We start from the raw sequence: 12,883 nt of genomic DNA, 5'->3' as shown, positions 1-12,883 counted from the left end.
CCCCATCCGGCATCGTGTCAACCGTGGTGGGCGCCGCTCAGATCCACTGAACGCGGACGATGTAGATCTCCCGCTGCGGTTCGAGAACGACATACGTGATCAGCCCGCGTTCCCCGAAAGGCATGATCCGCATGTTGCCGCCGGGCTTCCCCGGGTTCTGCGGACCGCCCGCCCAGGGCGCCAGCTCTATGAGCTCCAATACGCCCGCGAGATGATGTAAGGCTTCCTGCGGGGGTGCCGCGATCTGGGCCTGGGCCGTCGGGTCCGGCTCGCCGATCACGTACACCTACTGGCCGGCCCCTCGTTCGGCGAGCAACTCGCGCCACGTCTTGTTTCCGCGCGGCGGGGCCTGACCCGCGTCCGTCAGCTCCTGGGCCCGGGCGGCTCGCTCGTACATGTCCCGGCGGCCCACCGGGTCTCTGACGGAATCGCAGGCGATCAGCCACCACGTGTGGACGAACTCGTTCAGCCGCCCGAGATCCAGGCTCGCCCGTACTTCGGTGAGGACGTGATCGAGCCCGGCGTCGAAACCCTCTCGATCCTGCGGCACGACCAGTGCATGACGGATGGCGCGCAGGTTCTTCTCCGGGAGGGGAGACGACTCGTGTGGTTGCGCGCTCATGGCTTGAGTCTATGTACCCGCGGTCGACGCGCCGGCGCCTTTGCCGATCCGTCTCCTTATGCGCGCTTAACATCTATAGCCCTAAAGTACTAGGAGACTAGATAAATGGAGCGCTTAGTGATCGAGTTCCACCTGGACGGCAGGTCCGGCGTCTCGTCCTACCTGCAGCTCGTCCACCAGGTCCGGCAGGCCATGCGCCTCGGACTCCTCCGCGAGGGCGACCAGCTCCCCACCGTCAAAGAGGTCGTCGCCCAGCTCGCCATCAACCCCAACACCGTCCTGAAGGCCTACCGCGAGCTCGAACACCAGGGCCTCGCCGCGGCCCGGCCGGGGGTCGGCACGTTCATCACCCGGACCCTCACCGACGCCTCCAGCCGGGCCGCCCAGGCGCCCCTCCGGCAGGACCTGCGGCGCTGGCTCGCCAAAGCGCGCAAGGCCGGGCTCGACGACGAGTCCATCGAGGCCCTCTTCATGACCACGTTCCGTTCCGCGGCCCAGGAGGACATCGCGTGACCCCCGTCTTAGAGGCCCGGCAGCTGGGGAAGAGGTACGGCAGGCGCTGGGCCCTCCGCGACTGCACGCTGGAGATCCCGAAAGGCCACGTCACCGGCCTGGTCGGTCCCAACGGAGCGGGCAAGACGACGCTCCTGAAGCTGGCCGCCGGGCAGCTCACCCCGTCGGAGGGCGACCTGCGGGTGCTGGGCGAGCGGCCGGGGACCACCCTTCCCAAGGTCGGTTTCGTGGCTCAGGACACCCCCGTCTACGCCGGTCTCACCGTCCAAGACCATCTGACGCTGGGCGCCAAGCTCAACACGGCCTGGGACGCCCGGCTCGCCGAAGACCGCGTCGCCGAGCTCGGCCTGAACCCGAACCAGAAGGCCCGCAGGTTGTCGGGCGGCGAGCGGGCCCAGCTGGCCCTCACGCTCGGCCTGGCCAAACGGCCGGAGCTGCTGATCCTCGACGAACCGGTGGCCTCGCTCGACCCGCTCGCCCGCCGCGAGTTCCTCCAGGCGCTGATGGAGGCGACGGCGGCCGACGAGTTCGGCGTGGTCCTGTCGTCCCATCTGATCGCCGACCTGGAGCGCGTCTGCGACTTCATCGTCGTGCTGGTCGACTCCCGCGTGCTGGTGGCCGGTGAGGTCGACGAGCTGCTCGCCACGCACCACCGCCTGACCGGGCCGCGCCGCGACCAGGACCGGCTGCCCTCCGATCAGTACGTCGTCTCGGCCCGGCACACCGACCGGCAGAGCACCTACGTCGTCCGTACCGGCGAACCGATTCTCGACCCGGCCTGGGTCGTCACCCCGCTCACGCTGGAGGACCTCGTCCTCGCCTACATGGAACGGCGTCCCGTCGCCGGCCGCAGGGCCGGGCTGGAGGTGCTGCGATGATCTGGCTGACCTGGCGGCAGTTCCGCGGTTCGGCCGTGCTGACGGCGGCGGTGGTCGCCGTGGGCGCCGCGGTGCTGGCGCTGACCGGGCCCGGCCTGGCCGACCGCTACGCGCGGGGCGTCGCGGCGTGCGTGACCGACGGCACGTGCGACCGCTTCTTCGACCGCTTCTTCGACGAGTACCAACTGCTGTTCGTCCTGGTCGGCTTCGCGCTGCTGGCGCTGCCGGCGTTCCTCGGGCTCTTCTGGGGGGCGCCGCTGATCACCCGTGAACTGGAGACGGGCACCCATCTGCTGGTGTGGAGCCAGGGCGTCAGCCGGGTGCGCTGGCTGGCCGTCAAGCTGGGGCTCATCGGGCTGGTCGCGGTGGTCATGGCCTGCGTGGCGGGGTTGGTCGTCACGTGGTGGTCGCGGCCGCTCGACGGCTCGGCCGTGCCGGAGCTCGCGCAGATGACCCCGGTCGTGTTCGGCGCGCGGGGGGTGGTGCCGATGGGGTACGCCGCGTTCGCGTTCGTGCTCGGGGTGACCGTCGGCATGCTGGTGCGGCGCACGCTGCCCGCCATGGTGCTCACCCTGGTCGTCTTCGCGGCCGTGCAGGTCGCGATGCCGACGCTGGTCCGGCCGCACTTCACGGCGCCGGTCACGACGGCGCACGAGCTCGGCATCGTCAACGTCGGCGGGCTGCACGTCCGGCAGGGCGGCGGCGAGGTCCGGATCGCGGTGCAGGCGGCCGTGCCCGGCGAGGGCGGCGCGTGGGTGTTGTCGAGCACCCTGCTCGATCCCTCCGGGAGAACGGTGGCGGCCGACGGGCAGGACGCGCCGGTCGCGGTGTCGGGCACGTCGGGACCCTGTTCGCCGCAGGGCAGCCGGGCGGGTCTCGACCCCTGCTGGACCGAGCTCAACAGGCTCGGCTACCGGCAGCAGGCGGTCTACCATCCGATCGCGCGGTTCTGGCCGTTCCAGTGGATCGAGACCGGCATCTACGCCGTGCTCACCCTGGGTCTGACCTGGCTCTCCTTCTGGCTGATCCGGCGACGGCTGTCATGACCAGGGCCGTGGCGGCGGGGCTGCTGCTCCTGCTGGCGGTCGCCTGTACGACCCCCGAACCGCCCCGCGCCGAGGCGGGCGCCCCCGAGAACGCCGCCTGCGCGCCGCCCCAGGGCCCGCCCGGCGAAAGGCTTCCCACCACGATCGACGTCGTCGAGCAGGCCTACTTCTGCATCCTCGGCGGGTACTACCGGGCGCCCGCCATGGACCACCGTGACCTGCTCGTCGCCGGGTTCGCCGCGCTGACCCGGGCGATGCCCGAGGCGCCGCTGTCGCTGCCGGCGCTGACCGGCGACCGGCGGGCCGACTGGGCGGCGTTCGAGGCGGCGTACCGGAAGACCACCGACCGGGAGGACCTGGCCGTGGTCACCCTGGAGGCGATGGTGGCGGCGCTCGACGACAACCACGCCCGCTGGGCGCACGGCCCGGACCGGCCGCCCGGCTACTACGACGGCGACGGCTACGGGCTGGGCCTCCAGGTGAGCGGAGACGACCCGGTGTTCGTCTCGGTCGTGGAGGGCGGCGCGGCGCGCGAGGCCGGGCTGCGGCCGGGCGACGTGGTCGAGAACGCCGACGACCCCGAACTGCTGCGGCCGAGGTATCCCGACGCCCGGCCGGTCGAGCTGCGCCTGCGGCGCGGCGACCGCCGCTGGAGCGTCACCCTCACGCCCGGCCTCTATCCGCGTGACTGGGCCACGCTGCGGACGGTCCAGGCGCGGCTGGTCGACGACGCGGTCTACGTGCGGGTACGCGGCTTCTCCCCCGACGCGGCGAACCGGGTGTTCCGGTCGATCGACCGATTGCGGGCCGGCCGGAGCGTCAGCGGGATCGTGCTCGACCTGCGCGGGAACGGCGGCGGCAGCCCGCTGGAGGCGACCCGGCTGGTGAGCGCGTTCGTCCACGGGAAGGTCACCTCCTACCTGTGCAGGGCCGACGATAGATGCGAGCCGGGTCAGACCGACGACACGGTCCCGCTGGTCGGCCTGCCCGTCGTGGTGCTCGTCGACCGAGGGTGCGCCTCGGCGTGCGAACACTTCAGCTCGGCGGTCAAGGACCACCGGGCCGGGACGCTGGTCGGCACCCGGACGGCGGGCCTGATCTCCGGCCCCGCGCAGCCGTTCCTGCTCCGCGACAACACCGTCCTGAGCTTCCCCACCCGGCGACATCTCGGCCCGGACCGGGAGATCGTCGACCGGATCGGGGTGGCGCCCGACCATTTCGTCCCGCCGACCCCCGAAGACGCGGCGGCCGGGCACGACGCCGCACTCGCCAAGGCCCTGACCCTGCTGGACGGATGATGAGACGAACCCTCGCCGTGCTGCTCCTCCTGACCGCCTGCTCCACCCCCGCCCCACCCCGCTCGGCCGCCCCCTCGCCGCGGCCGCCCGAACCCGCCACGCTGGCCGCGCCCACCGGGGAGCATCCGGTCGGCACGACGGTCCTGCACCTGACCGACGCCTCCCGGCCCGACCCGTGGAACCTCGACGCCAAGGCCAGGGAACTCCGGGTCACCCTGTGGTATCCGAGCGGGCGGGGGGAGGGCGGGCGGGCGGCGTACATGAGCCCCCGGGAGTCGGAACTCACGCTGGCGGGCTCCCGCGCCGCGAGCGTGCCGCCCGACATCCTGAGCAGAACGGTCGTGCACGCCACCACCGACGCCCCCGCGAAGGGCCGCTTCCCCCTGGTGGTCCTGTCGCCTGGCTTCACCAAACCGGTCAGCAGCCTGACGTCGCTGGCCGAAGACCTGGCCAGCCGGGGCTACGTCGTGGCCGGCGTCGACCACACCTACGAGAGCCCCGCCACGACCCTCGCCGACGGCGCGGTGGCCGAGTGCCTCGCCTGCGACAGCGACACCGACCCGGGCTTCGGAACGGGCGTCGTCGCCAACCGGGCCGCGGACGTCTCCTTCGTCCTGGACGAACTCCTGGCCGGGAAGCCGGCCCTGATCGACCCCACCCGGATCGCCATGGCCGGCCACTCGATCGGCGGCGCGAGCGCCCTGGCCGCCATGGCCGCCGACAAACGTGTCGACGCCGGCGTCAACCTCGACGGCACGACCTACGCCCGCCTCCCCCGCGGCCTCGCCCGCCCCGTCCTGTTCGTCGGCACCCCCGAGCACGCCCCCGGCGGCCGCGACCCCTCGTGGGACCGCGACTGGACGCTGCTCACCGGCTGGAAACGCTGGCTGGTGGTGACCGGCGCCGACCACCAGTCGTTCACCGACCTCCCCCAGCTCCAGGGCGCCCTCGACCTGAAACCACCACCTGGAGCACCGAGCGCGGCCCGCCTGGCCGAGATCACCCGCGCATACGTGGCGGCCTTCCTGGACGAACACCTGAAGTCACGCCCGCAACCCCTCTGGAAGGGCCCGTCGGCCCGCTATCCCGAGGTGGAACTCGGATCATAGGGTCGCCTCCCATGGAGACATGGGAGGCCTTTGAGCGGTCAGGGGCACGGCCTGAGACGTCTGTCGATCCAACCGGCAGGGACCGTTTGGGCCGCCCGGAAAACGGGCCCTAACTCGATTGCGTAACGCACGGCAACCGCCTCATCCGTCCCGACGTCAACTTGGCGCATCCCAGGAAACGGAGTGAGGCTATGGCCAACCAGTTCGGACCTCCCCCGCACAATCCCCATCCTGGTTTCGGGCCGGCGCAGGCCGGCCCGCACGGTTACGGCGCCCCGGTGCCGGAGCAGCCGCACGGCTGGGCGGCGTCTCCTTCTGTGCCCCCTGGACAGGCGCCCTACTACGGCCAGCCCATGTACCCGCCTCCGCCACCCCCTCCGCGGAAGCGGAAGGGCCCGCTCGCCTTCATCGCCGCCGGCCTCTTCGTCGTCCTGGTCGCCTGTAACGCCCTCACCGACGGCAATCGGGTGGAACGTTCCCCGGGTGCGTCCGCCCCTCGGCCGACCCCGATCACCGAAGAGGAGAACGCGGAGCCGGCCGAAAGTCTCTCGGCCGACCAGGCGGCGCCCACCAAGGCCGCCAAGACCCGGAAGGCCGCCGCTGTGGAGAAGCTCCCGCTCCCCAGCGTGGTCGGCATGAACCTCCAGCTGGCGCAAGACACCATGCAGGCCGCAGGCTTCTTCCTGCTCCGCGACCGCGACGCCACCGGCCAGGGGCGTTTCCAGGTCAACGACCGCAACTGGGTGGTCGTACGCCAGGTCCCCGCCGCAGGCCGCAAAATCGACCCGGCGACATTCGTCACACTGTGGGCGAAGAAGATCGGCGAATAGCAACCACGAAAGGGCGGGCACGAAGCCCCGAGACCGGCCGACATTCCACGGCACCGCGCCAGGCCCGCCCTCTGGTACTACGGACGAATGACGCGCAGCCGCAACTACCAGGTTCTCGCCGCCGCCAAAGCCGTCGCCCGCGCGCTCGGCCACGATCCCGCCGACGCGAACCTCCTCGCCGTCGAGCTGGCCGCCGAAGGCCGGCTCGACTGGGAGAACAGCGAGCTCCTGCTGCTGGCCCTGGAACGCCTCGCCGACCTGGTGGGGCCCGCGGGCGCGGCTGAGATCCTCGGCGTGCCTCCCGGCGAGTTCCGCGAGCTGGCCGCGCGTCCCGACTTCCCGCCTGCTCTGTACGACCTGGCCTCCGGCCGCCTCTGGGCCAGAAAGGACGTCACCGCCTGGCGGCGGGATTGAAGTTCGGGGTACGAACCAATATGGTTCGTGATACGAACTATCAGGCTGGGGGGTGGACGTCGTCGTCCCAATCGAGGAACACCGTGCCCACCGTGTTGTCCCTGACGACCCGCCCCAGCAGGTCGGCCAGCATCCCCTGCTCCCCCGCCCCGAGCGCCCCCGGCACCCGGGCGACGCGGTCGCACGTCTCGGTGTAGAACGTCTCGGCCGTGGCGGCCCCCTGGTCGGTGAGGGCCACCAGCACCGCCCGGCCGTCGGACGGGTCAGGCTCGCGCCTGACGAGCCCGCGCTGCGACGTCCGGTCGACGAGTTCGGTCAGGCTCGACTTCGCCAGGCGCAGGGTCGCGCCCAGGTCGTTCATGCGGTAGGGGCGGCCCATCAGGACGCACAACAACTGGCCCTGTTGCGGGGTCAGGCCGTGGTCGCGCGCCGATTCGGCGTAGACGGCGGAGATCAGGAACGACGCCCGCACCAGTGCCGCGACCACCCCGAGATTCTCTTCCTGGCCACCCATGCGGGCCAAACTAGTACGGAAAGAAGCAGCCCATGTGGTTCGGCATCGGTGTCTCCAGCGCGGCCCCGGCGGCCGTGACGACGTTGCGCGAGGTGGTCAGGGCCGACGCCGACGGCCTCGACCTGTTCAGCGTCTCCGACCATCCCTACTACGGCGACCGCCTGGACGCCTACGCCGTCGTCGGCACCGCCCTCGGGGCGACCACCCGGATCTCCGGCCTGGTCAACGTCACCAACCTGCCGAGCAGACCGGCCCCGATGCTGGCCCGGACGGTCACCTCCCTGTCGGCGCTGACCGGCGGGCGGATCGTCCTCGGCATGGGCGCCGGCGGCCTCTGGGACGACATCGCCCGCCTGGGCGGCCCGCGCCGCAGCCCCGGCGAGGCGGTCCGCGCCCTGGCCGAGGCCATCACCCTGATCCGGGCCCTGTCGGGCGGCGGCGACCGGGTGACCTTCGACGGCGAGTTCTACCAGGTCACCGACCTGGCCCCGGCCGAAGCGCCGACCCCGCCGATCTGGACGGGCTCGGGCGCCCCCCGGTCACTGGCCGTGACCGGCAGGCTCGCCGACGGCTGGATCCCGGGCCACGCGGCCGACTGGCTCAGCGAACGGTTCCGGACCTCCCGCCCGTTGATCGACGAGGCGGCGACGGCGGCGGGACGCATCCCCGCCGACGTCGCGACCGTCTACAACCTCCCCGGCCGGATCACCCCCGGCCCGCTCGACGCCGTGCGCGACGGCGAGGGCAGATGGATCGGCGGCTCCCCCGGCCAGTGGGCCGAGGAACTGACCGGAGCGGTGCTCGAACACGGCGCTGGGGGCTTCGTCTACTTCCCGCCGGGCGGCCCGTCGGGCGAGACGATGAGACGACGCTGGGCCGAAGAGGTCGTGCCGCGGGTGCGCGCGGCGGTGGGCCGGTCCGCCGAGTCTCACTGAGGAGGCTGCCGGCCCACGCCGCCGCAGGGAGTGCAGCTCACCCACACCTCTTCGCCGCCCTCACCTCTGGACGTGCGGCAGATCGGCGGCAGGTCGTCTTTCGCCATGCGATTACGTTGCGCATCTTTCCGGTTACCGAACGGCCATGGCCGAAACTTCAGGCCGCCTGCCGCAACGGTTCGGGCCGCGCGGCCCGCGTCATCCGCCACGTCGGCCCGGCGACCGGGGCGCGGGCCGGCCGGTAGAAGAAGTGGGACCCGCCGAGCTCCTCCTGCTGGCAGGCCCAGCACCGCCCGTCGTACCAGGCGAACCGGTTCTGCCGCGCGCCACACTCGACCAGCCAGCACGACCCCACCGGCACGTGCCAGCTCGCGGCGTCACCCGGGCCCGGCGCCTCCAGCACGATCACGTGGACCTGCTCCCACCACCCGGCGCCGCCGGCGATGGCCAGGGTGGCCCGCAGCTCCACGGGCTTGGCCAGCCGCTCCCAGTGGGGGCCCTTCACCTCGGCCCAGGCGTTCAGCGCCGGCAGGTAGAAGTCGGGCACGTAGACGGCCCCGCTCGGCAGCCGGATGGCGAGCGGTTCGTACTGCCAGTAGACGCCCAGGGCGTCGAGGGTGGCCGCCCAGTCGGCCTCCAGGGTCGAGCGGAACATGACGCCGTTGTAGACGAGCGGCACCGCGCTGATGTCCATCCCGGCACCCTGTCACCGCCGCGACCGGCCGCGACCGGCGCCGGGGCCTCCTGTGGACAACTAGTCGGAGACCTCCAGCCGGACGCGCCGGAAGCCCCGGCCCTTGCTCTCGATCTTGGCGACCCGCACCCGGCCGATCTGCCGGGTGGAGGCGACGTGGGTGCCGCCGTCGGCCTGGCAGTCGAGCCCGACGATGTCGACGATCCGCACCTCTTCCACGTCGTCGGGCACCAGGTTGGCCGCGGTGCGGATGATGTCGGGGATCGCGAACGCCTCGGCCCTCGGCAGCACCCGCACGTCGATGCGCCGGTCGGCCTCGATCTCGGCGTTGCAGGCGGCCTCGACGGCCTCCTTGAAGCCGGGCGGCACCTCCGGCAGGTTGAAGTCCATGCGCGCGGTGCCGACCACGCCGGGCGTGGTGGCGACGTCCATGTTGCCGCCGGTCACCAGCGACCCGTAGTCGCGGAACACCACGCCGCAGAGCACGTGCAGGCCGGAGTGGGTGCGCATCAGGGCGCTGCGCCGCTCGTCGGCCAGGGCCGCCCGTACGACCGTCCCGGCCGCCGGCAGCGGATCGCCCTCGGCGGGGATGAGCACGAGGTCGTCGCCCTTGCGCACCCCGGCGATGCGGGTCTCGACGCCCTGCCACAGGAGGGTGCCCTGGTCGGCGGGCTGCCCGCCGCCGCCGGAGTAGAAGGCCGAGCGGTTCAGCACGATGCCGTCGGGAGTGGCGTCGAGCACTGTGGCCTCCCAGTCGCGCAGGTCCTGGTCGGTGAGTTCGAGCCGTTCCGTCCGCATGCGCGGCAGCCTAATGGGTGGATCAGAGCGGCAGGGCCGACGTCATCTCCGAGAGCCGCTGCTGGTCGGGCTCGGGGTAGCGCTCGTCGAGCACCTCGGCCCGGGTGATGCGGTCGACCCGGAACACCCGGACGTCCTCGCGTAACCGGCACCACGCCACCAGATACCAGAAGCCGCCGCGTCCGCCGAGCATAATGCTGGGCTCCAGGTCGCGGGTGCTGACCTCGCTCTTGCTGTTGAGGTAGTCGATGCGCAGCACCCGGCGGTCGGTCAGCGCGCGGTCGATGGCCCGTTTGACCTCTTCGGCCCCGTCGATGGTGTAGCCGCCCGGGTCGAGCCGGATCGGCACGCCCTCGCCCTGGAGCCGGGCGATGTCGCGGATCACCGTCCGTTTGCTCACCCCGAGCCGGTCGGCGAGGTCTTTGGCCGACAGCTGCCCGTTGCTCCGTAACTCCTCTACCAGCGCACGTCGACGGTCCATAACGCCGACGTTACGCGCCGTGAACGACGAATCCTGATATTTCCCACCTAACTCAGCGGCCATATACCCGTATTGACCACCCGTTCCGGTTCCACACCACACAGGGCGGCGCGCTCACATCCGTACACGAGCCAGTCGAGCTGCCCCGGAGCGTGGGCGTCGCTGTCGATCGCGAACACGCAGCCCATCTCGTAGGCGAGCCGCAGCAGCCGTTTGGGCGGGTCGAGCCGGTCGGGCCGGGAGTTGATCTCGACCGCGACCCCGAACCGCCGGCACGCCTCGAAGACGATCTCGGCGTCGAAGCGCGACTCCGCGCGCAGCCCGCCGCGCCTGCCCCCGGCCTGCACGATCCGGCCGGTGCAGTGCCCGAGCACGTCGACGTGGGGGTTGGCGACGGCGGCGACCATCCGGCGGGTCATCTCTTCGGCGTCCATCTTCAGCGCGGAGTGCACCGAGGCGACCACGCAGTCGAGCCGGGCCAGCAGGGCGGGGTCCTGGTCGAGCGACCCGTCGGCGAGAATGTCGACCTCGATGCCGGTACGGATCTCGAATGGCGCGAACCGCTCCCGCAGCCCCTCGATCACCTCGATCTGCTCGGCCAGCCGCTCGGCCGACAGGCCGCGGGCCACCGTCAGCCGGGGCGAGTGGTCGGTGATCGTCAGGTAGGAGTGCCCGATGGCCCGCGCCGCCTCGGCCATCTCCTCGATCGGCGACCCGCCGTCGCTCCACGTCGTGTGGCTGTGCAGATCGCCCTTCAGCGCCTGCCGGAGCCGGGCGGCGGCCTCGGAGAGGTCGGTGCCGGACGTCGCCTCCAGACGGCGCAGGTAGGTGGGGGTCTGGCCGGCCAGCGCCTCGGTGATCGCCAGCGCGGTCACCTTGCCGACGCCGGGCAGCTCGGTCAGCGTCTCGGCGAGGGCGCGCTCCTCCAGTTCCTCGCGCGGCAGATCCTCGACGACCTTGGCGGCGCCCCGGAAGGCGCGGACCCGGTAGGTGGGTTCACCGGCCCGTTCGAGCAGGAACGCGATTTGGCGCAGGGCGTCAACAGGCTCCATGTCGAAGACGTTATCAACCGGCCAGTATTGATGTTTGTACCGTTCAAACAGACACCGATAGGCTTGCCCGACCTCAAGGAATCATGGAGCCTTATGGCCGCCTCACCCCCACCACCGGGACCTCCGACGTTCCCCATGGCCGGCGGTCCGCCGCCGAAGAAGAACAAGAAGGCCTCCACCGCCGTCAAGCTGGGCGCGATCGGTGTGTTGTCGGTTCTGGTCGTCGGCTTCTGCGCGGCCGTCGACGACGACTACGAAGAGGTCGACGCTGACTGCGTCGACATGAACAACCCGCTGCCCGACGGGTCCTACCCGATCGTCGACGACGACCTGTGTGACGACGACGGCCGGGTCTACCACGGCTCCCACGGCGCCTACGGGTGGTATTACGGCGGCGTCCGCAGCGGCGCGCACATCCGCGGCGGCACCACGCTGCGGCCGTCGAACGCGCAGATCTCCACCCGGTCGGGCAAGGTCATCCAGCGGGGCGGCTTCGGCTCGCGCAGCGGCGGCGGCAGCTGACCCGTGCGCAGGGAACGGTCCGCACCCCGGCACGGCTGGGAGACCACGGTCGAGAGCCACGGGCTGGCCTACCACCGCTCCGCCCACCCGAGCGGCGTCGACCGGCCCTACTGGGACGAGAGCGTCCACTACGTCTTCTCGATGGACGAGGTGCTCACGCTGGAGGCCCAGGTCGAGGAGCTCCACCGCATGTGCCTGGAGGCGGTCGACCACGTCGTGGTCACCGGGCGGTTCCACGACTTCGCCGTGCCGCCCGAGTGGACGCAGGCGATCAAGGACTCCTGGTACCGCCGCGAACCCCACCTGTTCGGCCGCTTCGACCTCCGCTACGACGGCTCCGGCCCGGCGAAGCTGCTCGAATACAACGCCGACACCCCCACCAGCCTGCTCGAGAGCTCCGTCGTCCAGTGGTACTGGCTGCAGGACGTCTTCCCCGACGACGACCAGTGGAACTCCATCCACGAACGCCTCGTCGACCGCTGGAAGGCCATCGCCGCGACCCTCCCGACGGGCCCCTCCCACTTCGCCTGGACGAGCCTCGACACCTCCGGCGAGGAGGCGATGACCCTCGGCTACCTCCAGGAGACGGCCACCCAGGCCGGGCTGGCCACCGTCTCCATCGCCATGGAGGACATCGGCTGGGACGCGCTCAACCGCCGGTTCGTCGACGTCGAGGAACGGGTCATCCGCTCGCTCTGCAAGCTCTATCCGTGGGAGTGGATCGTCCACGAGCCGTTCGGCGCCCACGCGCTGCGGCTGATGCCGTCGATGACCTGGATCGAACCGGCGTGGAAGATGCTGCTGTCGAACAAGGCGCTGCTGGCGGTGCTCTGGGAGCTGTTCCCGGGCCACCCCAACCTGCTGCCGGCCTACCTCGACGGCCCCCGTGACCTGGCAGGATTCATCCGCAAGCCGCTCTTGGGGCGCGAGGGCGCCTCGATGACGATCCTGTCGCCCGACCACTCCCTGGAGACCGGAGGCGCCTATGGCGCCGAAGGGTTCGTCTTCCAGGAGTTCCAGGCCCTGCCCGACTTCGACGGCCAGCGGCCGGTCCTGGGCGCCTGGGTGGTGGAGGACGAGTCGGCCGGGCTCGGCATCCGCGAGACCGCCGGCCTGATCACCGACGACACCTCGTCGTTCGTCCCCCACAGAATCAACGGCTAACACCCCCCAATAG

At 71.5% G+C, this 12,883-nt stretch carries 17 protein-coding genes; 10 read left to right on the top strand and 7 right to left on the bottom strand.

From position 1 onward, the window contains the following. Positions 1-37: 37 nt before the first annotated feature. Together GT755_RS07020 and GT755_RS07015 are read right to left on the bottom strand one after the other, a co-directional pair. Positions 38-286 carry a hypothetical protein gene (locus tag GT755_RS07020; RefSeq protein ID WP_161478903.1) on the bottom strand — a complete coding sequence of 83 codons (249 nt, stop codon included), beginning with the start codon at positions 284-286 and terminating at the stop codon, positions 38-40. Beyond that, positions 287-622 carry a DUF6247 family protein gene (locus GT755_RS07015; RefSeq protein ID WP_161478902.1) on the bottom strand — a complete coding sequence of 112 codons (336 nt, stop codon included), beginning with the start codon at positions 620-622 and terminating at the stop codon, positions 287-289. A gap of 105 nt (positions 623-727) precedes the next feature. On the opposite strand from GT755_RS07015, the gene GT755_RS07010 reads away from it, so the two are divergent. The 7 genes from GT755_RS07010 to GT755_RS06980 all read left to right on the top strand — a co-directional run bounded on the left by GT755_RS07010 (position 728) and on the right by GT755_RS06980 (position 6,710). After that, positions 728-1,135: a GntR family transcriptional regulator gene (locus GT755_RS07010; protein ID WP_202609739.1), complete on the top strand. Its 408-nt coding sequence runs from the start codon at positions 728-730 to the stop codon at positions 1,133-1,135. Further along, a complete protein-coding gene (locus tag GT755_RS07005) occupies positions 1,132-2,013 on the top strand; it encodes an ABC transporter ATP-binding protein (protein WP_161478901.1) in 882 nt (293 codons plus the stop codon). The genes GT755_RS07010 and GT755_RS07005 overlap by 4 nt, the downstream gene beginning before the upstream one ends. Beyond that, positions 2,010-3,059, top strand: coding sequence for an ABC-2 transporter permease (locus tag GT755_RS07000; protein WP_161478900.1), 1,050 nt, complete (start codon positions 2,010-2,012; stop codon positions 3,057-3,059). The genes GT755_RS07005 and GT755_RS07000 overlap by 4 nt, the downstream gene beginning before the upstream one ends. Then, complete coding sequence (locus GT755_RS06995; RefSeq protein WP_161478899.1) at positions 3,056-4,357, top strand: S41 family peptidase; 1,302 nt, start codon at positions 3,056-3,058, stop codon at positions 4,355-4,357. The genes GT755_RS07000 and GT755_RS06995 overlap by 4 nt, the downstream gene beginning before the upstream one ends. Beyond that, a complete protein-coding gene (locus tag GT755_RS06990; protein WP_161478898.1) occupies positions 4,357-5,466 on the top strand; it encodes an alpha/beta hydrolase family protein in 1,110 nt (369 codons plus the stop codon). The genes GT755_RS06995 and GT755_RS06990 overlap by 1 nt, the downstream gene beginning before the upstream one ends. A gap of 191 nt (positions 5,467-5,657) precedes the next feature. Beyond that, positions 5,658-6,296: a PASTA domain-containing protein gene (locus tag GT755_RS06985; RefSeq protein ID WP_161478897.1), complete on the top strand. Its 639-nt coding sequence runs from the start codon at positions 5,658-5,660 to the stop codon at positions 6,294-6,296. Positions 6,297-6,383: 87 nt separating this feature from the next. Beyond that, entirely contained in the window at positions 6,384-6,710 is a 327-nt protein-coding gene (locus GT755_RS06980) for a hypothetical protein (RefSeq protein WP_161478896.1), read from the top strand. Positions 6,711-6,750: 40 nt separating this feature from the next. Here the strand turns inward: GT755_RS06980 and GT755_RS06975 are convergent, their stop codons facing one another. Next, complete coding sequence (locus tag GT755_RS06975) at positions 6,751-7,224, bottom strand: MarR family winged helix-turn-helix transcriptional regulator (RefSeq protein ID WP_161478895.1); 474 nt, start codon at positions 7,222-7,224, stop codon at positions 6,751-6,753. Between the two features lie 32 nt (positions 7,225-7,256). Here GT755_RS06975 and GT755_RS06970 point away from each other — a divergent pair, with 32 nt between their 5' ends. Continuing rightward, on the top strand, positions 7,257-8,159 hold the full coding sequence (locus tag GT755_RS06970) for an LLM class flavin-dependent oxidoreductase (protein WP_161478894.1): 903 nt from the start codon (positions 7,257-7,259) through the stop codon (positions 8,157-8,159). A gap of 157 nt (positions 8,160-8,316) precedes the next feature. On the opposite strand, the gene GT755_RS06965 is transcribed toward GT755_RS06970, so the two are convergent. The 4 genes from GT755_RS06965 to GT755_RS06950 are packed head-to-tail and all read right to left on the bottom strand — an operon-like array spanning position 8,317 to position 11,184. After that, complete coding sequence (locus tag GT755_RS06965; RefSeq protein WP_161478893.1) at positions 8,317-8,853, bottom strand: PDDEXK family nuclease; 537 nt, start codon at positions 8,851-8,853, stop codon at positions 8,317-8,319. 60 nt (positions 8,854-8,913) lie between these two features. Beyond that, positions 8,914-9,651: an alanyl-tRNA editing protein gene (locus tag GT755_RS06960; protein ID WP_161478892.1), complete on the bottom strand. Its 738-nt coding sequence runs from the start codon at positions 9,649-9,651 to the stop codon at positions 8,914-8,916. 22 nt (positions 9,652-9,673) lie between these two features. Next, on the bottom strand, positions 9,674-10,132 hold the full coding sequence (locus tag GT755_RS06955) for a helix-turn-helix transcriptional regulator (protein WP_161478891.1): 459 nt from the start codon (positions 10,130-10,132) through the stop codon (positions 9,674-9,676). 47 nt (positions 10,133-10,179) lie between these two features. Next, complete coding sequence (locus GT755_RS06950; RefSeq protein WP_161478890.1) at positions 10,180-11,184, bottom strand: PHP domain-containing protein; 1,005 nt, start codon at positions 11,182-11,184, stop codon at positions 10,180-10,182. Positions 11,185-11,319: 135 nt separating this feature from the next. Between GT755_RS06950 and GT755_RS06945 the strand changes: the two genes are divergently transcribed. Together GT755_RS06945 and GT755_RS06940 are read left to right on the top strand one after the other, a co-directional pair. After that, positions 11,320-11,706 (top strand): hypothetical protein, encoded by a 387-nt coding sequence (locus GT755_RS06945; protein WP_161478889.1) that lies wholly within the window; start codon positions 11,320-11,322, stop codon positions 11,704-11,706. A gap of 3 nt (positions 11,707-11,709) precedes the next feature. Beyond that, on the top strand, positions 11,710-12,870 hold the full coding sequence (locus GT755_RS06940; protein WP_161478888.1) for a glutathionylspermidine synthase family protein: 1,161 nt from the start codon (positions 11,710-11,712) through the stop codon (positions 12,868-12,870). Positions 12,871-12,883 lie beyond the last annotated feature (13 nt).

Source organism: Herbidospora solisilvae (assembly GCF_009901565.1).
Lineage (GTDB): Bacteria > Actinomycetota > Actinomycetes > Streptosporangiales > Streptosporangiaceae > Herbidospora > Herbidospora solisilvae.
Note: the sequence above shows the minus strand (reverse complement) of the source record. Positions and strands in the feature narration are given on the sequence as shown.

Excerpts from the sequence above, each read along its gene's own strand:
- GT755_RS07015 (WP_161478902.1), bottom strand. The coding sequence starts at position 622 with ATGAGCGCGCAACCACACGAGTCGTCTCCCCTCCCGGAGAAGAACCTG.
- GT755_RS07010 (WP_202609739.1), top strand. The coding sequence starts at position 728 with ATGGAGCGCTTAGTGATCGAGTTCCACCTGGACGGCAGGTCCGGCGTC.
- GT755_RS07000 (WP_161478900.1), top strand. The coding sequence starts at position 2,010 with ATGATCTGGCTGACCTGGCGGCAGTTCCGCGGTTCGGCCGTGCTGACG.
- GT755_RS06995 (WP_161478899.1), top strand. The coding sequence starts at position 3,056 with ATGACCAGGGCCGTGGCGGCGGGGCTGCTGCTCCTGCTGGCGGTCGCC.
- GT755_RS06990 (WP_161478898.1), top strand. The coding sequence starts at position 4,357 with ATGAGACGAACCCTCGCCGTGCTGCTCCTCCTGACCGCCTGCTCCACC.
- GT755_RS06985 (WP_161478897.1), top strand. The coding sequence starts at position 5,658 with ATGGCCAACCAGTTCGGACCTCCCCCGCACAATCCCCATCCTGGTTTC.
- GT755_RS06980 (WP_161478896.1), top strand. The coding sequence starts at position 6,384 with ATGACGCGCAGCCGCAACTACCAGGTTCTCGCCGCCGCCAAAGCCGTC.
- GT755_RS06975 (WP_161478895.1), bottom strand. The coding sequence starts at position 7,224 with ATGGGTGGCCAGGAAGAGAATCTCGGGGTGGTCGCGGCACTGGTGCGG.
- GT755_RS06970 (WP_161478894.1), top strand. The coding sequence starts at position 7,257 with ATGTGGTTCGGCATCGGTGTCTCCAGCGCGGCCCCGGCGGCCGTGACG.
- GT755_RS06965 (WP_161478893.1), bottom strand. The coding sequence starts at position 8,853 with ATGGACATCAGCGCGGTGCCGCTCGTCTACAACGGCGTCATGTTCCGC.
- GT755_RS06960 (WP_161478892.1), bottom strand. The coding sequence starts at position 9,651 with ATGCGGACGGAACGGCTCGAACTCACCGACCAGGACCTGCGCGACTGG.
- GT755_RS06955 (WP_161478891.1), bottom strand. The coding sequence starts at position 10,132 with ATGGACCGTCGACGTGCGCTGGTAGAGGAGTTACGGAGCAACGGGCAG.
- GT755_RS06950 (WP_161478890.1), bottom strand. The coding sequence starts at position 11,184 with ATGGAGCCTGTTGACGCCCTGCGCCAAATCGCGTTCCTGCTCGAACGG.
- GT755_RS06945 (WP_161478889.1), top strand. The coding sequence starts at position 11,320 with ATGGCCGGCGGTCCGCCGCCGAAGAAGAACAAGAAGGCCTCCACCGCC.